This window comes from Sphingomonas sp. PP-F2F-G114-C0414 (genome assembly GCF_003688595.1).
In the GTDB taxonomy this organism is placed as follows: Bacteria; Pseudomonadota; Alphaproteobacteria; order Sphingomonadales; family Sphingomonadaceae; genus Sphingomonas.
In genome coordinates, this window is record NZ_RCWT01000011.1 from 289,154 (window position 1) to 308,225 (window position 19,072).

At 67.1% G+C, this 19,072-nt stretch carries 14 protein-coding genes; 4 read left to right on the forward strand and 10 right to left on the reverse strand.

Going from position 1 to position 19,072, the window contains the following annotated elements:
* Positions 1-34 precede the first annotated feature (34 nt).
* The 3 genes from C8J47_RS10475 to C8J47_RS10485 all read right to left on the reverse strand — a co-directional run bounded on the left by C8J47_RS10475 (position 35) and on the right by C8J47_RS10485 (position 2,442).
* Complete coding sequence (locus C8J47_RS10475) at positions 35-1,345, reverse strand: HAMP domain-containing sensor histidine kinase (RefSeq protein ID WP_056055981.1); 1,311 nt, start codon at positions 1,343-1,345, stop codon at positions 35-37.
* A 97-nt stretch (positions 1,346-1,442) separates the two neighbouring features.
* Positions 1,443-2,108: a response regulator transcription factor gene (locus C8J47_RS10480; RefSeq protein ID WP_056054968.1), complete on the reverse strand. Its 666-nt coding sequence runs from the start codon at positions 2,106-2,108 to the stop codon at positions 1,443-1,445.
* Positions 2,109-2,130: 22 nt separating this feature from the next.
* Positions 2,131-2,442 (reverse strand): hypothetical protein, encoded by a 312-nt coding sequence (locus tag C8J47_RS10485; RefSeq protein ID WP_121885854.1) that lies wholly within the window; start codon positions 2,440-2,442, stop codon positions 2,131-2,133.
* 122 nt (positions 2,443-2,564) lie between these two features.
* Here C8J47_RS10485 and C8J47_RS10490 point away from each other — a divergent pair, with 122 nt between their 5' ends.
* The gene (locus C8J47_RS10490; protein WP_121885612.1) at positions 2,565-4,346 is read left to right on the forward strand and encodes an ABC-F family ATP-binding cassette domain-containing protein; all 1,782 of its coding nucleotides are present in this window, start codon (positions 2,565-2,567) and stop codon (positions 4,344-4,346) included.
* A 1-nt stretch (position 4,347) separates the two neighbouring features.
* Here the strand turns inward: C8J47_RS10490 and C8J47_RS10495 are convergent, their stop codons facing one another.
* The 5 genes from C8J47_RS10495 to C8J47_RS10515 are packed head-to-tail and all read right to left on the reverse strand — an operon-like array spanning position 4,348 to position 11,926.
* Entirely contained in the window at positions 4,348-5,166 is an 819-nt protein-coding gene (locus C8J47_RS10495) for an ATP-binding protein (protein ID WP_121885613.1), read from the reverse strand.
* Positions 5,167-5,205: 39 nt separating this feature from the next.
* Complete coding sequence (locus C8J47_RS10500; RefSeq protein ID WP_121885614.1) at positions 5,206-7,092, reverse strand: tetratricopeptide repeat protein; 1,887 nt, start codon at positions 7,090-7,092, stop codon at positions 5,206-5,208.
* On the reverse strand, positions 7,085-8,464 hold the full coding sequence (gene prsR / locus C8J47_RS10505) for a PEP-CTERM-box response regulator transcription factor (RefSeq protein WP_121885615.1): 1,380 nt from the start codon (positions 8,462-8,464) through the stop codon (positions 7,085-7,087). Before prsR ends, C8J47_RS10500 begins: the two co-directional genes overlap by 8 nt.
* Positions 8,461-10,518, reverse strand: coding sequence for an XrtA/PEP-CTERM system histidine kinase PrsK (prsK, locus tag C8J47_RS10510; protein WP_121885616.1), 2,058 nt, complete (start codon positions 10,516-10,518; stop codon positions 8,461-8,463). The genes prsR and prsK overlap by 4 nt, the downstream gene beginning before the upstream one ends.
* 19 nt (positions 10,519-10,537) lie before the next feature.
* Positions 10,538-11,926, reverse strand: a complete 1,389-nt coding sequence (locus C8J47_RS10515) for a TIGR03013 family XrtA/PEP-CTERM system glycosyltransferase (RefSeq protein ID WP_121885617.1) — start codon at positions 11,924-11,926, stop codon at positions 10,538-10,540.
* 161 nt (positions 11,927-12,087) lie between these two features.
* On the opposite strand from C8J47_RS10515, the gene C8J47_RS10520 reads away from it, so the two are divergent.
* Positions 12,088-13,170, forward strand: coding sequence for a mannose-1-phosphate guanylyltransferase/mannose-6-phosphate isomerase (locus C8J47_RS10520; protein WP_121885618.1), 1,083 nt, complete (start codon positions 12,088-12,090; stop codon positions 13,168-13,170).
* A gap of 56 nt (positions 13,171-13,226) precedes the next feature.
* Here the strand turns inward: C8J47_RS10520 and C8J47_RS19510 are convergent, their stop codons facing one another.
* Positions 13,227-13,352, reverse strand: coding sequence for a hypothetical protein (locus tag C8J47_RS19510; protein ID WP_259467480.1), 126 nt, complete (start codon positions 13,350-13,352; stop codon positions 13,227-13,229).
* A gap of 232 nt (positions 13,353-13,584) precedes the next feature.
* On the opposite strand from C8J47_RS19510, the gene C8J47_RS10525 reads away from it, so the two are divergent.
* Together C8J47_RS10525 and C8J47_RS10530 are read left to right on the forward strand one after the other, a co-directional pair.
* Entirely contained in the window at positions 13,585-15,399 is a 1,815-nt protein-coding gene (locus C8J47_RS10525; RefSeq protein WP_121885619.1) for a DUF885 family protein, read from the forward strand.
* A gap of 6 nt (positions 15,400-15,405) precedes the next feature.
* Positions 15,406-16,491: an exo-alpha-sialidase gene (locus C8J47_RS10530; RefSeq protein ID WP_183129072.1), complete on the forward strand. Its 1,086-nt coding sequence runs from the start codon at positions 15,406-15,408 to the stop codon at positions 16,489-16,491.
* Between the two features lie 223 nt (positions 16,492-16,714).
* Here the strand turns inward: C8J47_RS10530 and C8J47_RS10535 are convergent, their stop codons facing one another.
* Positions 16,715-19,018, reverse strand: a complete 2,304-nt coding sequence (locus C8J47_RS10535; protein ID WP_121885620.1) for a glycoside hydrolase family 3 C-terminal domain-containing protein — start codon at positions 19,016-19,018, stop codon at positions 16,715-16,717.
* Positions 19,019-19,072 lie beyond the last annotated feature (54 nt).

Sequence of the window (19,072 nt, forward strand, 5' to 3'; positions counted from 1 at the left end):
ACGGACGGTTGGTAAGCGTCGGTTCTAGTACCGCTTAGTTCGCCGCGGGCAACCTCAGCCTTACTAGCAACCCACCGAGGTCCTCGCTCTCCTCGAGCGCAACCGTCCCCTCGTAGATCTCCGCCACGTCGCGCACGATCGCCAGTCCAAGCCCCGTCCCCGGCTTCCCCGTATCCAACCGCACGCCGCGATCGAAGATGCGCACCCGCTCCTCCTCAGGAATGCCGACGCCGTCGTCCTCGACCAGGAACTCGACGAACCCCGCCTGCGCGCCGACCGTCACGAACACGCTGCCGCCACCGTATTTCGCGGCGTTCTCGATCAAATTGCCGAGCATCTCGTCGAGATCCTGCCGCTCGACATGGACCTGCAACCCGCGTGGCCCGGTCACGTCGATCCGCACATGGCGGTACAGCCGCCCGACCGCACGCTCGACCGACTCCAGGCTCGGCCATACCTCCGCACGGCTGTGCGCGGACCCGCGACGCCCGACAGCCCGCGCCCGCGCGAGGTGGTGATCGACCTGGCGCCGCATGGTCCGCGCCTCGCGGATGACCGTGTCGGCGAGGTCGTCGGACTGCGCGGTGGCGGCGTTCATGATCACCGTCAGCGGCGTCTTGAGCGCATGCGCGAGGTTGCCGGCGTGGCGCCGCGCCTCCTCCGCCTGGCGTTCGTTATGCTCAATCAGCGCGTTCAGCTCCTCGACCATCGGCGCGACCTCGACCGGCATCGCCCTCGACACGCGGTTCGCCTGACCCGCACGCATCCGCGCGATCTCCTCGCGCACCCGCCGCAACGGCCAGAGACCGTAGAACGTCTGGAGCGCCGCCAGTACGATCAACCCCAGCCCGAGCAAGGCGAAGCTGCGGACGAGCGTACGCCGCAAAGTGGTGATCTGTGCATTCAGCCCGTCGCGGCTCTGCGCGACCTGGAACCGCCAATGCACCTTAGATCCCGGGATGACCGCGTCGCGCTCGACGATCCGCAGCTGCTCGTCGGGGAATTGCGAGCTGTCGTAGAAATGCGCGTTGCGATCGTCATGCGTCCCGCCGAACGCCAGATGCCGGTCCCAGAGCGACCGCGACGGAAAATCTTCGTGCCCCTTGCCCGACACCTGCCAGTACAGACCCGAATAGGGCTCGACGAAACGCTGATCGGCGGCGGCGTCGCGGGTGAAGATCACTTCGCCGTCGGGGCCGATCTCGGACGAGTTCAGCAGCGAGCGCAGCACATATTCGAGCTGGTCGTCGAAATTGCGCGTCACCGCCGCCGACAGCACCCTATCGAGCGCGAACCCGCCGCCGCTGAGCAGCACGCCGATCCACACCGCCGCAATCAGGATCATGCGCCGCGACAGCGATCCTTTCACCGCCGCCGGCACGCGGATCGGCGTGTCGGTCTTGAGTGGGTCTGTCGGCGGCGCGGTATCCATCGTCAGCCGATCAGGCGGCCGGGTCTTCGAGGCTGTACCCAAGGCCGCGGATCGTCGTGATCACGTCTTGGCCGAGCTTCTTGCGGATCCGCGTCACGAACACCTCGATCGTGTTCGAATCGCGATCGAAATCCTGGTCGTAGATATGCTCGATCAGCTCGGTACGGCTGACGACCTTGCCCTTGTGATGCAGCAGGTAGCTCAGCAGCTTGTATTCCTGCGCGGTCAGCTTGACCGGCTCGCCGGCGCGCGTGACCTTGCCGCTGCGCGTGTCGAGGCGGATGTCGCCCGCAGTCAGCTCGGACGAGGCATTGCCCGACGCACGGCGGATCAGCGCCCGCAGACGCGCGATCAGTTCCTCGCTCTGGAACGGTTTCGCCACATAGTCGTCGGCGCCCGCATCGAGCCCGGCGACCTTGTCCGACCAGCTGTCGCGCGCGGTCAGCACCAGCACGGGCATCGTCTTGCCCTCTTTCCGCCAGCGATCGAGCACCGTCAGCCCGTCGATCTCCGGCAGCCCGAGATCGAGCACCACCGCGTCGTAATTCTCGGTCGAGCCGAGGAAATGCCCTTCCTCGCCATCGACTGCGAGGTCGATCGCGTAGCCGGCTCCTTCCAGGGTGTTCTTCAGTTGCTGGCCGAGATTCGGCTCGTCCTCGACGATCAGAACGCGCATGATAGTCCTCTCGATTAAGGGGTCAGCGACCGGTGCGGCCGACGATCTGGCCGCTCCGGCCATCGACGTCGACCCAGATGACGGTTCCATCGCGCAGGAATTTCAGCGTGTAAATGGCGCTGCCCGAATCATAGTCGGAACCGAGATACTGCGCACCCTTCATCGTCGGGATCACGCGTCCCTCGATTTCTCGCAGCGACAGCCCGCCGGTCTTGCGTGCCTGGAACGCGGACATCTGGTCGCTACGGCGCTGGTCCGCGCCCGCTATCATCGGTGCCGCAGCCATCAGTAACGGCGCCGAGGCCAGGGTCGCAAGGAGGAGCAACATCTTCATGGCCGTGGCATAGCGGCCCGGCATTGAACAGCCAGTGAATGGCCCCGCGCAAGGTACTGACGCAGGTTAGCCCGCGCGGTGTAACTTGCCTGCATCACTTCGCACCCCTACGTGGCGCGAACATGGCAGCACCAATCTTAGCATTCGAAGGCCTCGGACTCGTCCAGGGCTCGGGATGGCTCTTTCGCAATCTCGACATCCATATCGGACCGCGCGACCGGCTCGCGCTGATCGGCCGCAACGGCGCCGGCAAGACGACCTTGCTGAAGCTGCTCGGCGGCAGCGTCCAGGCGGACGAGGGACGCAGGACGATCGTCCCCGGCACCCGCGTCGTCATCCTCGAGCAGGAGCCCGATCTGCGCGGCTTCGCGACTCTGCGCGACTATGTGATGGCGGGCGACGATGCGCCGGTGAACTACGAGGCGGATTCGATCGCGGATCAGCTCGGCATCGACCTGTCGCGCGAGGCGGCTTCCGCGTCCGGCGGCGAGCGGCGTCGCGCGGCGATCGTCCGGGCGCTGTCGCAGGATCCCGACGTGCTGCTGCTCGACGAGCCGACCAACCATCTCGACATCGGCGCGATCGAATGGATCGAGGACTGGCTCAAGCGCTTCCGCGGTGCTTTCGTCGTGATCAGCCATGACCGTACCTTCCTGACGCGACTCACGAAGCAGACGTTGTGGCTCGATCGCGGCGCGATCCGTCGCGCGGAGATCGGTTTCGGCGGTTTCGAGGCGTGGACCGAGCAGGTCTATGCCGAGGAACAGCGCCAGGCCGAGAAGCTCGATGCGCGGCTGAAGCTGGAGGAGCATTGGCTGCTCCGCGGCGTCACCGGGCGTCGCAAGCGCAACCAGGGCCGCCTCACCAAGCTGCACGAGATGCGCGCCGAACGCGCCTCGATGATCGGGCCGCAAGGCTCGGCGAACCTGACGACTGCGAGCGACGACACAAAGTCGAAGGTCGTGATCGACGCCAAGAACGTCACCAAGGTGTACGGCGACCGCACGATCATCGGCGACTTGACGTTGAGGGTGACTCGCGGCGACCGCATCGGCATCGTCGGCCGCAACGGTGCGGGCAAGTCGACCTTGCTCAAGTTGCTGACCGGCGAGATCCAGCCCGACAGCGGCACGATCAAGTTGGCGCAGACTCTCGACGCGGTGGTGATCGACCAGCAGCGCAGCCTGATGGCGCCCGAGAAGACGGTCCGCGAAGTCGTCGTCGATGGCGGCGAATGGATCGACGTGCTCGGCGTGCGCAAACACATCCACGGGTATCTGAAGGACTTCCTGTTCGACCCGAACATGGTCGACGCGAAGATCGGCTCGCTGTCGGGCGGCGAGCGGTCGCGCCTGCTGCTCGCGCGCGAATTCGCCAAGCCGTCGAACTTGCTGGTGCTCGACGAGCCGACCAACGACCTCGATCTCGAGACGCTCGATCTGTTGCAGGAGGTGATCGGCGATTACGACGGCACCGTGCTGATCGTCAGCCATGACCGCGATTTCCTCGACCGGACCGTGACGATCACGCTCGGACTTGATGGCTCGGGTACGGTCGACGTGGTCGCGGGCGGCTACGAGGATTGGGAAAAGCGTCGAGTCTCGACGACGACGGGCAAGCGTGCGTCGAAGAAGGTCGCGGCCACCGCTCCGGCTGTTTCGGCACCGCGCGCGAAACTGACGTACAAAGACCAGCGCGATTACGAGTTGTTGCCGAAGCGGATCGAGGAACTCGACACGCAGATGGCGGCGGATGCGGTCAAGCTCGCCAAGCCCGATCTCTACATGCGCGACAATGCGACGTTCGCGAAGCTGACCAAGGCGATCGAAGTCGCGCGCGCCGAGAAGGAGGCCGCCGAACTGCGCTGGCTCGAACTGGCGGAACAGGTCGAGGGCAGCAGCTAGGTCAAAGGCTGCGGCCGGCCTCGCCTGCTAGGTCGACGACGAACTGCCACGCGACGCGGCCCGATCGGCTGCCGCGGCGCGTGGCCCATCCGATCGCATCCGCGGGCTCGAACGCGAGATCGTACGCGGCGGCATACCCTGTGACGATCGACAGATAGCCGTCCTGGTCGAGCGCGTGGAAGCCGAGGCTCAGCCCGAAGCGATCCGACAACGCCAGATGATCGTCGGCCGAATCGCGCGGATTGATCGCGCTTTCCTGTTCGGCGATGTCGCGGGGCGCCAGATGACGCCGGTTCGCGGTCACCAGCAGACGGACGTTGTGCGGGCGCGGCTCGCTGCCGCCTTCGAGCATCGAACGCAGCGCACGCGCCTCGGCGGGCACGTCGAAGCCGAGATCGTCGACGAACACCGCGAACGCGCGTTGCACCCCGGCAAGCGTGGCGAACAGCATCGGCAAGTCAGTCAGGTCGGAGACTTCGACAAGCGCCAGATCGCCCGACCCAGCCTGGCCCGCCTCCGCCTGAATCGCGGCGACCGCGCTCTTGACCAGCGCCGACTTGCCGGTGCCGCGCGCGCCCCACAGCAGGACGTCCTGCGCGGCATGTCCGCTGGCGAGACGGCGAAGATTGGCGAGCAATGCCGCCTTCTGGCGGTCGATCCCGACTAACCTGTCGAGAGGGAGCGGCGCGAAGCCGCGCACCGGAACCAAGGCGCCGCCCCGCCAGACATAGGCGGCGTGCGCGCGCGGATCGGCGGCGGGCGGCGGGGGTGGCGAGAGGCGCTCCAACGCGGCGGCGATACGGTCCAGCGGGTCGATCATGTGCCGCTATTGGCCGCGTGAAACGCCGGAGACAAGCATTCAGCCGAGTTGGCGAAGATGCCCGGCAATCGCGGCATCGGCCGGCGCGAGCTGCGTCGCCTTGACCAGCAATTGGCGGGCGCCGACCAAATCGCCGTTCGCAGCCAGCGCAATGCCGTAAGCATCGGCGGCCGCCGCGCGCATCGGCGACAGCGCGTAGGCGGCGCGACCATAGCGGACCGCGATCGCGCCGTCGTCGCTGCCCGCATAGGCCAGCGCGAGATCGGCGAGCACGCCGCCATCCTGGTTGCCGACGCGGGCGCGGACGCTTTCGAGCGTGTCGATCGCGCGGTCCCATTCGCCCGACGCCACCTGGCGATGACCAAGCATCCGCGCGCCCACGAGGCTTTGCGGATTCTGCGACAGGTACAGGACTAGCGTCGTCGCGGAGTCCTGCGCGCGGCCGGCACGGGCGAGCGCATCGACCAGACGCAGCATCGTCGGCTCGTCGAACGACAGGTCGGCGGCCTGCGCGTAGGCGCGCGCTGCGTCTGCATAGCGTCCTGCCGCCGCCAGCGAATCGCCGAGCGCAAGCTGCGCCGCGGGCGCGCCGGGCGTCGCGACAACGCGCGCGACGGGACGACCCGCCAGAGCGATCGGCGAGGACGATACCGGCGCCGCAGCCGCGCGATCGAGGAACATCGCTGCGCCTGCCCGGTTGCCGACCGCCTCGAGCGCGCGCGCGATCAGGGTGAGCGAATAGCTGTCGGCGTCGGGACGCGCAGCGATGGGTTGCAGGACAGCGATCGTGGCACCGGCATTCCCCGCGCGAAGCAACGCGAGACCCAGCAACTGGTGCGCGGCGATGTTGGACGGCTGCATCTGCACGAGTTTGCGCCACTGCACCGCCGCTTGCGCGAACCGCCCTTGCGCATAGTTCAGATCTCCTCTGAGCAAGAGCGTGCCAGGCGTGTCGTCGACCGCGCCATCGGCCTTTTCCAGCAGCGCCTGAGCAAGCGAGATTCGCCCGGCACGCGCGGCGAGCACCGCCTGGAGATACGATGCGTTCGGGTCACCGGGACGCGCGAGCAGCGCGCGGCGGGTGGCGGCGAGCATATCGACGTTGCGCCCCGCATCGCCGAGCGTCGCGGCATAGTCGATCAGCGCCGGCAGATAATAGGCATCGCGCTGCAACGCCGCCTCGAACCAGGGCAGCGCCGCGACGAGGCCATAGCGGCTGCGGACGACGTCTCCCTGGAGCAGGAGCGCTGCGGGCCTGCGCCGATCCAGCGATACCGCATTCGCCGCCGCGATCGTCGCACCGCCGACGTCGCCTCCGGTCAAACTCAGGCGGCCGAGATCGGTCCAGGCCGCCGCATCGCTCGGCGCGCGCGCGACCAGCGTCTGGAGCACCGCGACTGCATCGCCGGCATGCCCCTGCGCCGCGAGCGCCCGCGCCCGCACGCGCGTCGCGTAACCCACAAAGCGCGGTTGCGCCGCCGCCGCTTCGGCGATCGCACCGGCGGGATCGCCGCGCAATAGGCGGGCATGCGCCGAAAGCTGATGCAGACGATCCGCGGGAAACCCTGCTGCAGTCGCCGCTGCGAGCGCGGTTTCCGCCGCGACCCCGTCGTCCAGCTCCAAGAAAGCGCGGGCCAAGACGACATGGGCGATCGCCAAATCCGGGTCGGCGGCGATCGCCCTTTGCGCGTTGGTTCGCGCCGCGCTGTAATTGCCCGCATCGAGCGTCTTCAGGCTGTCGGCGAGCAATCGATCGGCGCTCGGCGGCGGCGGACGCATCGCGACCGCGACGCCGATCAGCACGACGACGAAACACAGCAATCCGATCGCCAGCACGCGCGCGCGATTGCCCACGAACGCCTGCGGCAAGCGAAACCGGCGTTTGCGGCGACGCCGACGCAGCAGCGGATAGATCGACTCAGCCATGCAGGTCGTAGCTTTTCAGCAGGTCGTACAGCGTCGGCCGACTGATCCCCAGCAACCGCGAGGCGCTCGATATGTTCCCGTCGGCGCGGGCGAGCGCCTGGCGGATCGCCTTGCGGTCGGCCTGTTCACGCGCGCTTCGCAGATTGAGCGCCGCGGCCTCATCGCCTTTGCCGTCGAGATCGAGGTCGGTGGCAGTGACGAGCTTGCCGTCGGCCATGATGACCGCGCGCTTGATCCGGTTCTCGAGTTCGCGGACGTTGCCGGGCCAACCCCAGGCGTCGATGGCGGCCCGTGCGTCGGGAGCGAGGCCGGTGACGACGGGGTTCATCGCCTTGGCGTAGCGCGTGACGAAATGCCGCGCGAGCAATACCGCGTCGCCGGTCCGTTCGGCGAGAGGCGGTATCCGGACGACGATCTCGGCGAGGCGGTAATACAGGTCTTCGCGAAACCGGCCTGCGGCGACCATCGCGTCGACATTCTGATGCGTCGCGCAGACGATCCGGGTATCGACCGGGATTGCTTTGCGCCCGCCGACCCGCTCGATGACGCGCTCCTGCAGGAACCGCAACAGCTTCACCTGGAGCGCCAGCGGCACGTCGCCGATCTCGTCGAGGAACAGCGTGCCACCCGCGGCATGTTCGATCTTGCCTTCGGTGGTCTTGACGGCGCCGGTGAACGCACCCTTTTCGTGACCGAACAATTCGCTTTCGAGCAGCGTCTCGGGGATCGCCGCGCAGTTGATCGCGACGAAATTGCCGCGCGACCGCGGCGACGCATCGTGCAGTCCGCGCGCAAGCAGTTCCTTGCCCGTCCCACTCGCACCGAGCAGCATCACCGACACGTTGGCGGGCGCGACTCGCTCCAGCGTCCGCGTGACGACCGCCATCTCGGGCGACGCGGCGAGCAGGCCGCCGAAGCCGCCGGGACCGATCCGCCCGGCGAGCCGACGGTTCTCGGCCTCCAGCGCATGGACATGGAAGGCGCGGCTGACGATCAGGCCGAGCGCATCGATATCGATCGGCTTCGCGTAGAAATCCCACGCACCGTCGGCGATCGCCTGAAGCGCACTTTCGCGCGCACCGTGCCCCGAGGCGACGATGACCTTGGTATCGGGCTTCATCGCCAGGATATCGCGCAACGTCGCGAAGCCTTCGGTGACCCCATCGGGATCGGGCGGCAGGCCGAGGTCGAGCGTCACCACCGCGGGCTCATGCGCGCGGATCGCGTCGAGCGCCTGCGCCCGGTCGCTGGCGACGACGATCTCATACCCCTCATACGCCCATCGCAGCTGGCGTTGCAGGCCGGCATCGTCCTCGACGATCAGCAGCACGGGCAAGGGCGTAGCGCCGCGCGAAGTCCGGTCGTCGCTCATGCCGCTGCCTCAAGTCTGTCGGCGACGCGAAGCAGGATGCGGAATCGGGTCCCTTCGCCTTCGCGGCTGGTGACCTCGAGCGTGCCGCCCATCGCATGGACGAGCTGGCGGGCTTCGAACGCGCCGATCCCGAACCCGGCCGGCTTGGACGAGACGAACGGACGAAACAGGTGATCGCGGACGAACCCCGGCGTCATGCCGCAGCCGCGATCGACGACATCGATCGCGATGTGATCACCGATGGTTTCGACCGATAACAGGACGGCGTCCGCCGCGCCACTCGCCTCGATCGCGTTCTGGACGAGATGACCGAGCACCTGTTCGAGCCGTGCGACATGACCGAGTGCGCACGCAGCGACCGTACGCGCGGCGATCGGATGCTGTGCGCGGCGACCGGCGGCGACCCGATCGACGATCGCGCCAACATCGATCGGCTGGAGCGGCTCGTTGCGGACCGGGCCATGCTGCGACAGGCGGGCGAGTAGCGCGTTCATACGATCGGACGAATCCTTGAGCGTGGCGACCATGTCGACGCGGAACGCGGGATTGTCGGCATGCCGCTCGGCATTGCGCGCGACCAGCGTCAACTGGCTGACGAGATTCTTGATGTCGTGGAGGATGAACGCGAAGCGGCGATTGAACTCGTCGAACCGCGCCGCATCCGCCAGTGCGGCATGCGCGCGGTCTTCGGCGAGATAGCTTGCCGCCTGCCGCCCGGCGACGCGCAACAGGTCGAAATCCTCCCAGTCGAGCGCGCGGTCGACCGGCGGACGCGCGAGCACGATCGCGCCGACCAGCGAACCGCCATGGACCAATGGCACGATCGCCCACGCTTCGGGACATGCCCGGATCCAGTCGGGAACGCTCGCCGCCTCGTCCGCGGAACAGGTTCCGGCGCGGACGCCGTCCAGCTCGACGATCCGTGCGTCCTCCGACAGATAGCGTGCCAGCTCTTCATGGGGCGGGCCGTCGGAACCTGCGGTCCAGTTCCACCCCGTGCCCATGACGAGCGCGGCATTATCGGGAACGAGCAACAGGCCGCCGGGCGAATCGGTCAGGTCGGCGATGGATTTCACGACCCGGGTCTCGAGCGACTCCGCATCGGCGCCGGGCTTGCCGAGCGTGTCGGTAAAGCGCTGCCACTCCGCGCGATAATCATAGCGGTGTCGAAAGAGATGCTTGGCGACCTTCACCTTGGTCCAGGCGCGCAGCCACGGTGTCCAGATCAGCGCCAGCAGCGCGGCGGTCGCGCCGAACACGATCGCGGTCTGGACGATCCGCAGCGAGCCACCGGCATAGCTCGCCGCGATACTAGTCGCGAGCGCGGTGGCGCCAGCGTACAGGACGAGCGCGATCGCGGACAGTGCCCTCACCGCGATCGGTCGCGATACCGCGAGCGTCCAGTCGCCGCTCCGATGCACGGCGATCGCAAGAAGCACCGCCACGCTCGCCATAACCGCGCCGCGGACGATCACGAGGCCGATCGACCAGTCTCCCTGCACGTAGCGCGCAGCGAACAGCAGCAGATCGACGCTCCACATCGCCGCCAGCGCCAGGACCACGAGGCGGACGCCGCCGCGTGAGGCCGGCGCCGCCTGATACAGATGATGCAGCAGCACGAGCGCGCTGACCGCCGCCATCATCCGGAACACGAGCCGCGCGGACTCCAGCGCGACCAATGCGTCGACTTCGACCGGCGCGAGTTGCACCACCGCGAGCACCGCGCTGGCACCGGCAATGATCATCACCACGCCGTACACCGCGCCGAGCGAGACGCTGCCGACGCGATCGTGCCGCACAAGCGCCATCATGAACAGCAGCCAGGCGATGTTGCGGACGCTTTCGGCGATCCGCGTCGCGACGTCGCGCGCATCGATCCCCGCCACCGCCAACGCCCACAGGCTGGTCGCGAACAACGCGGCGACGAACGCACGATGCGCCCAGCGCCCAAGCCCCCAGTTCGCCCCCTGCCCGCCGCGCAGTTGCGCAAGGCCCAGCGTACCGAACAGCAGCGCGGTCAGCGCGTGCGTCCACAGGATCAGCGCGCCGCTCACGATTTGCTCATCGGGGCGCTCATCGCGCGCCGGTCGGCCACAGCACCACGCGCAAGGTCTGCAACAGGATCAGCATGTCGAGAAACGGCGAATAATTCTTCGCGTAATACAGGTCGTATTCGAGCTTGTGTCGGGCATCCTCGATCGACGCACCGTACGGGTAATTGATCTGCGCCCAGCCGGTGATGCCGGGCTTCACCATGTGGCGCTCGGCGTAGAACGGCAGATGTTCCTCGAGCTGTTCGACGAACTGCGGACGTTCGGGACGCGGGCCGACGAAGCTCATCTCGCCCTTGAGCACGGTCCAGGTCTGCGGCAGTTCGTCGATCCGGACTTTCCGGATGAACCGGCCGATCCGGGTGATGCGGGGATCGTCCTCCGCCGCCCAGACCGCGGTGCCCGCGACCTCGGCATCCTGGCGCATCGACCGCAGCTTCAGAATGTCGAACCCCTCATTGTACAGCCCGACACGGCGCTGGCGGTAGAACGCCGGGCCTTTCGATTCGAGCTTGATCGCCACTGCGGTCAGCAGGATCACGGGCAGCGTCAGGACGAGCAACAGCCCGCTAGCGAAAATGTCGAAGGCGCGCTTGAAGACGCTCGACAGCATCCGGCTCGAGGCGAACCCATCGGAGAAGATCAGCCAGGACGGATTGACGCTCTTGAGGTCGATCCGCCCCGTCTCGCGTTCGAGAAAGGTCGAGATCTCGCTGACCTGGACGCCGGTGGTGCGGACCCGCAGCAGATCCTTCATCGGCAGCGCGTTGCGGCGCTCGTCGAGCGCGAGCACGACCTCGCTCGCGTTGCGATCGACGATATGCGCCGACAGATTGGGAATTTCCGCGCGCGGCCTGGCGTCGCCGATCACCTGATTGGGCTCGCCCATCGCGACGAAATCGGCGACGATGAAGTTGATGCCGGGCTGTTCGGACAGCTGGAGGATCCGCGCGGCGCGGGCACCGGCACCGAGCACGACGATCCGACGCTTGAAGGTATCGCCGCCCAGCGTCTTGCCGAGCAGCGCGCGGACCGTGACGAGCAGCACCGTCGCGATGATCGTCGAATAGAGCAGATTCGACCGCCAGAAGCTCAGCGCAGGCACGAGGAAGAAGATGAACGACAGCGCGATCACGCCGAGCGCCAGCGCCACCGCAAGCCGGGCAGCCGCGAACCGCAGTGACAGGAACGACGCCACGCCGTACGCGCCGACCGCGACCAGCGACACCTGGAGCGCGATCGCGAACGTCAGCAACTGCGCGATCCGCGTATGGATCGGCGCGACCGCCATGCCGATCTGATGCGCGCGAACGACCCAGCCGATCTCCGCGGAGGCGATCAGCAGGGCAAGATCGACCAGTCCGAGCAGCAGCACGGCATGCGGCACATAGTGTTTGAAGAGCCGTATCATCGCACGCTATCCCGACACATCATCTGTAAATGCTACCGACACCTGGCCAGTGCTACGCGGTCAAATACCAAAAAACCCTGAAGACCGTGCAGCGAATCGACCGATTAGACGATTGGCAGGCACGGACTCGCCGTTATAGCTCGGCGCAATCTGGAGGATTCATGACCGTACGTAAGATCGTCCCCGTTATTCTGTCGGGTGGTTCGGGGACCCGCCTCTGGCCGATGTCGCGCCCCGAAATGCCCAAGCAGATGCTGGCGCTGACCGCGGACGAGACGATGCTGCAGCTGACTGCCGGCCGCGCGCTGGGTGATCGCTACGCCGCGCCGATCGTGGTCGCCAATGCGCGGCATGCAGAGCTGGTCGAGCAGCAGCTTGCCGAGGCCGGCGCCGCACCACAGGCGCTGATCCTCGAACCCGCCGGCCGCAACACAGCCCCTGCGATCGCGCTGGCCGCGCTGGCGGCGAAGGCCGCCTCGGCGGGCGGCGGTGGCGACGCGCTGCTGGTGATGCCGTCCGACCATGTGATCGGCGACGTCGCCGCGTTCCATGCCGCGATTGAGGCGGCGATGCCGCTGGTGGCGCAAGGCTGGCTGGTGACCTTCGGGATCGCGCCCGATGCGCCCGAGACCGGCTATGGCTGGATCCAGATCGGCGACGAGCTCCAGCCCGGCATCAATCGCGTCGCGCGGTTCGTCGAAAAGCCTCCGCTCGACAAGGCGCAGTCGATGCTGGCGAGCGGCGATCATGCCTGGAACGGCGGGATCTTCCTGTTCCTCGCCGATGCCTATCTCGAGGCGCTCGCGCAGTTCCATCCCGGCATCCTGGTCGCGACGCGCGAGGCGATGGACAAGGCCCGGATCGAGGGCACGCGAGTCTATCCCGATGCGGCCGCCTTCGCCGCGTCGCCGGACGATTCGATCGACTATGCGGTCATGGAAAAGGCCGACCGCGTCGCGGTGGTGCCGGTCGCGATGGGCTGGAACGACGTCGGCAGCTGGGACGCGCTGCATGCGATCAGCGATCGCGACGCGAGCGGCAACGCGCATCGCAGCGACAAGGACGGCGATGTGCTGGCGATCGACACGCAGAACTGCTTCGTCCGCAGCGACGGCATCCGCGTGTCGCTGGTCGGCGTCGAGGATCTGATCGTGGTCGCGAGCGGCAACGACGTGCTGATCATGCCGCGCGGCCGCAGCCAGGAGGTCAAGAAACTGATCGAGGCGATGAAGGCCAAGGCGTAACCGAAGGCGGGTACGGGCACCAAAGACGGCCCGCACCCGCTTTCGTTACGGATCCGTCACGGGCGTTTGCAGCGGCTCGGCACCTTGGACAGCAGGGTCAGCAACGTCGGCAGGTCGTCGGTGATCATCGTATCCGTCGGCGTCTGCCACGAACTGCGCAAGGTTTCGCCAACCGCGTGCAAGCGCCCATCGTTGAACGGCTTGGATGATCTATCTCGCACGGCTGGTCTCGATACGCACACGGGCGACCGACGGGGTCGTTGGGGGTGGCTCAACCACACCGCCGGTCTCCCTGTTTGAACCTCCAGCGTCAGATGTGGTTCCCCCGATCGCGACGAGATTCGGACGACGCCCAACTGGCAAAGCCGTGTCATGTTCGCCTAGGATAGGCAGCATATCACGGGAGAGTTCGTCATGGATCGTCGTCAGTTTCTCGCATCGGGCGGTGTCGCAGCACTCGCGACCACATTGCTTCCCTCAGCTGCTTTCTCGAAACCCACCGGCGACACCGCGCTGAACGCCGATTTCGAACGGATCTTCCAGCAGAGCGTCGCGCGATCGCCCGAGCTCGCGACCTCGCTTGGCCTCGACAAGGGGCCGCTGGCCGCGCTGAAGAGCCAGCTTTCGCCGCGGACCCCCGAGAAGCGTGCGAGCGATGTCGCCGAGACCAAGGCCGCGATTGCGAGCCTTGCGCGCTATGACGGAGCAGGGCTGTCGCCGGCCGCCAAGCTAAATCTAGAAGTCGTCCGCTATTCGCTCGAAACGCAGATCGCCGCGCCCGAAAAATTCGGCATGGACAGCCCGATCCGCCCCTACCGGATCTTCCAGCAGGGCGGCGCCTATTTCCAGGTGCCCGACTTCCTCAACACCGCGCACACCATCGCGGCGACACCCGATGCCGAGGCGTATCTGGCGCGGCTCGACCAGTTCGGCACCGTGCTCGATCAGGAAAGTGCGATGCAGCAGGCCGAGGCGGCGCGTGGCCTGCTCACGCCCGGCTGGTCGCTCGACCTGACGCTTGGCCAGATGCGGAAACTGCGCAGTCAGCCGGCGGCGACGTCGAGCATCGTCCAGTCGCTCGTCAAGCGTGCCGCCGCCAAGGGCCTTGCTGGCGACTGGCAGACACGCGCCGCGAAGATCGTCGACGAGAAGGTCTATCCCGCGCTCGACCGCCAGATCGCGCTGATCGAGCGACTGAAGCCGACTACCAAGCCCGGCGACGGGATCTGGCGCGTGCCGAACGGCGACGCGATCTATGCGATGGCGCTCAACCAGGCGACCACCACGACGATGAGCCCCGACGAGGTCCACCGCATCGGCCTGGCGCAGGTCGCCGAGATCACCGCGCAACTCGACACGATCCTCAAGTCGCAGGGCTATGCCACCGGCACCGTCGGCGAGCGGCTCGCCAAGCTGAACGTCATGCCCGATCAGCTCTATGCCAACACGGCTGAGGGGCGCACCGAGCTGATCGCTGGGCTGAACGAGGGCATCAAGGCGATGTACACCAAGCTGCCCAAGGCGTTCTCGCGGGTGCCGACGCAGCCATTGGAAATCCGTGCGGTCCCGGTCGAGATCCAGGACGGCGCGGCGAACGGCTATTACAACCGCGCCTCGCTCGATGGCAGCCGCCCGGCGATCTACTTCGTCAACCTGAAGGACGTCGGCGACTGGCCGAAATACACGCTCCCGTCGCTTACCTATCATGAGGGCGTGCCGGGGCATCACCTCCAGATCAGCCTCGCGCAGGAATCTAAGGACATTCCGACGCTGCGCAAGATCGGCTTCTTCTCGGCCTATTCGGAAGGCTGGGCGCTGTATGCCGAGCAGTTGGCGGACGAACTCGGCGCCTATGCGACTCCGCTGGAGCGTGCGGGCTATCTCCAGTCGTTCCTATTCCGCGCGACGCGGCTGGTGGTCGATACCGGCATCCACGCCAAGCAGTGGAGCCGCGAGAAGGCGACCGATTACATGGTCGCGACCACCGGCTTCGCGCGACCGCGGACGCTGCGCGAGGTCGAGCGTTATTGTACGCAGGCGGGTCAGGCGTGCAGCTACAAGGTCGGCCACATGGCCTGGACGCGCGCACGGATGAAGGGGAAGGCGGCGCTCGGCAGCCGGTTCGACCTGAAGCAGTTCCACGACATTCTGCTCGAAGGCGCGATGCCGCTGACCATCCTCGAACGGCGCGTCGACGAGCGGATCGCGGCGATCCGCGGGCGGGCGTAAGTCCCCGTGAAGGCGGCGATCATCGGGCTGGCAGCGCTGCTGTCGGGGGGTGGCGCTCCCGACAACGCCGCGCGATCAGCCGCATCGGATCCGATCCTCAAGGCCGAACTGATCGATGCGCATGCCCCCTACCCGCAGGCGCACGCGTCGACGATCGTGCAACTCGCCGACGGCAGCCTGATGGCGGCCTGGTTCGCCGGATCGGGCGAAGGCAATGCCGATGTCCGCATCTGGACGGCGCGCAACGGCGGCGGCGTGGGCGACGGTTGGACCGCGCCCGAGCCGGTGGCGAGCGGTATCGGCGCGGATGGTCGTCGCTTTCCCACCTGGAACCCGGTCTTGTTCCAGCCAACTCCCGGCGACCTCCGCCTGTTCTACAAGGTCGGGCCGAACCCACGTGACTGGTGGGGCATGATGCTCCGCTCGACCGACGACGGCCGAAGCTGGGGCAAGGCGGAGCGCCTGCCCGATGGGGTACTCGGTCCGATCAAGAATAAGCCCGTCGTGCTGCGCGATGGCAGCTGGCTTGCGCCGTCGAGCCGCGAGGAGGGGACCGCGGAGGCCAATCGCTGGTCGCTCCGCATGGAACGCAGCACCGATGGCGGCGCGCATTGGACGGTCGAGCCGCCGATTACCTCGCCGATGCACATCGAGGCGATCCAGCCCAGCGTGCTGTCCTATCCCGACGGGCGGCTCGAACTCGTCGCCCGCACGCGCCAGGGTGCGTTGGCGATGAGCTGGTCGAAGGATATCGGCCGGACCTGGTCGCCGCTCGCCGCGATCGACCTTCCCAACCCGAACGCGGGTACCGATGCGGTGACGCTGCGCGATGGGCGACAGTTGATCGTGTATAATCACAGCGGTCATTGGCCCGACCGTCCGGGCGACGGACCGCGCTGGCCGCTCAATCTCGCGATGTCGGACGATGGCGTGCGCTGGCATCCGGTGCTGACGCTGGAGAACAAGCCGCTACCCGACGGCTATGCCTATCCCGCGGTGATCCAGACGCGCGACGGGCTGGTCCGGATCACCTACACCTATGATCGCAAGCACATCAAATACGTTGTGGTCGACCCGCGCCGGCTGCGCTGATCCGGACTAGAGCGATGCCCACGCCGTTTCGGGGTTCAGCTTTGGGCGCGTGTTACAATACAGGCTCCGTCACCCCGGACTGGTTCCGGGGTCCACCGTTCCGCGAACCAAAATGTCTCGATCGTGCGGGACCGTGGATGCCGGAACAAGCCCGGCATGACGGAGGAGAAGAGATGGTCTGGCGCCCTACCCCTAACTCGAACAGGATAACCGCCGAGCCCGCTCAACGTCCCCGGGCGTCGAGCGTCTGCGCGGCCACGCGGACTGTCGCCGTCTGGACGATATCAGCAGCCGACGTCGCCAACATCACCTTGTAGTCGCCGCCCGCGATCTTCCAGCCGCCGCTGGCGACGTCGAACGTCGCGAGCAGGCGCGGGTCGATCGTCACCGACACCGTCTGGCTCTTACCAGGGGCGAGATCGAGCTTGCGGAACGCGCCGAGCCGCTTGGGTGCTTCCCAGCCGGCGCCCGACACATAGACCTGCGCGACCGCCTTGCCCTGTACCGCGCCGGTGTTCTGGACGGTGAAGTCCGCCTTGATGCCCTTGCCGGCAGGCGCCGCGGTCAGGCCGGTCATCGCGAAGTTCGTGTAGGACAGGCCATAGCCGAACGGGAACAGCGGCTTGGCGCCGGTCTTGTCGAACCACTTATAACCGACCGCAGCGCCCTCGATGTCGTAATTGCCCATCGGATGCGAATCGCGGTCGAGCTTCGGGTCACCCTCGAGCTTCGGCCGCGGCAGCTGCGCGAGCGACGCGGGGAAGGTCGCGGGCAGACGCCCCGACGGGTTGATCTCGCCGGTCAGCACGCGCGCAATCGCTTCGCCGCCCGCCGTGCCGGGATACCACGCCTCCAGCACCGCGCCGACCTTGCCGAGCCACGGCATCACCACCGGACCACCGGTTTCGAGCACGACGACCGTCTTCGCGTTCGCGCGCGTGACCGCGTCGATCAGCGCGTTCTGGCCAGCCGGCAGGTTCAGGTCGGGGACGTCGAACGACTCGCCCGTCCACTGCTCGCCGAACACGACGACGACGTCCGCTTTCCGCGCCGCCACGGCAGCCGCCTTGACGTCCTTGCCGTCGAGATACGTCACGGTCGCGCCGGTCCGCGCCTGCAACGCCTTCATCGGTGACGACGCGTGATAGGTCTTGGGACCGGGGAAGCCGCTCGGGAACTCGTCGGGTACGATCAGGCCGTTGGTCGGCGCGTTGTGCGAATAGACCTGGCTCGAACCGCCACCCGACAGCACGCCGACATCGGCATGCGCGCCGATCAGCAGGATCGACTTGGCCGACTTGGCGATCGGCAGCAGACCCGCGGTGTTCTTCAGGAGGACGATGCCTTCTTCCGCATCCGCGCGCGTCACCGCGGCATGCGCGGCGTAGTCGATCTTCGTCGCCTGGTCACCGTTCACCACCGTGTCGAACGCGCCGACCGACACCATCCCCCACAGCACGCGCCGCGCCATGTCGGTCGCGCGCGCTTCGCTGACATGGCCGTTGTTGACCGCCTCACGCAGAGCATCGGCGAAATACGCCGAGCGATCGAACGCCCAGCCCGACTGCTGGTCGAGCCCGGCATTGGCCGCCTCGCTGGTCGAATGCGTCGCGCCCCAATCGGACATGACATAGCCCTTGAAGCCCCAATCGCGCTTGAGCACCTTGTTCAAGAGCCAGTCGTTCTCGCACGCATAATGGCCGTTCACGCGGTTGTAAGAGCACATCACCGAGCCGGGCTGGCCGACCTCGTTGGCGATCTCGAACGCGAGCAGGTCGGACTGGCGTGCCGCCTGTTCGCCGATCTTGTGATCGATGTTGTTGCGGTTCGTCTCCTGGCCGTTGAAGGCGTAATGCTTCATCGTCGAAACGACGTGCTGCGACTGAATACCTCTGATTTCGTGGCCGGTAATGATGCCCGCCAGCAACGGATCCTCGCCGCCATATTCGAAGTTGCGGCCGTTGCGCGGTTCGCGCGTCAGGTTCATCCCGCCTGCGAGCTGCACGTTGAAGCCCGACAGGAACGCCTCCCGGCCGATCATCGCGCCGCCGGCCTGAGCCAGCTCGGGGTTCCAGGTCGCCGCGGTCGCGATCCCCGACGGCAGCGAGGTGCGGAGGCGCGGCGTCGGCCCGCGCTGGCTGGCGACGCCGACGCCGGCATCGGTCTCCCACTGGTTAGGGATGCCGAGCCGCGGGATACCGGGCACGATCCCGGCGGATGCGGGCAGACCGTCCTTCGGATAGACCCAGTTCTTGACCGGCGTCTTCAGCCAGTCGGCGTTGGTCGCGAAATAGCCGAAGGTGAGCTGCAGCTTCTCGTCGAGCGTCATCTCCTTGAGGAGCAGGTCGACGCGTGCGTCTGCACTGAGCTTGGTGTTCATCCAAGGCCGCGCCTTGGGGGCCGCGGTCTTCGCTGCCGCGGCACCGGGCGCGTTGTTGGTCGTCTGCGCAGTTGCTGGAGCGGCAATCGCGAGAACCGATCCCGCGAGCAATCGGACGAACAGGGCGCGGGAACGGAATGCGGTCATGGGCTCTCTTTCACGATGATCTGGTGCGGACCGTGTGTGACGCGTCCGTCCCGT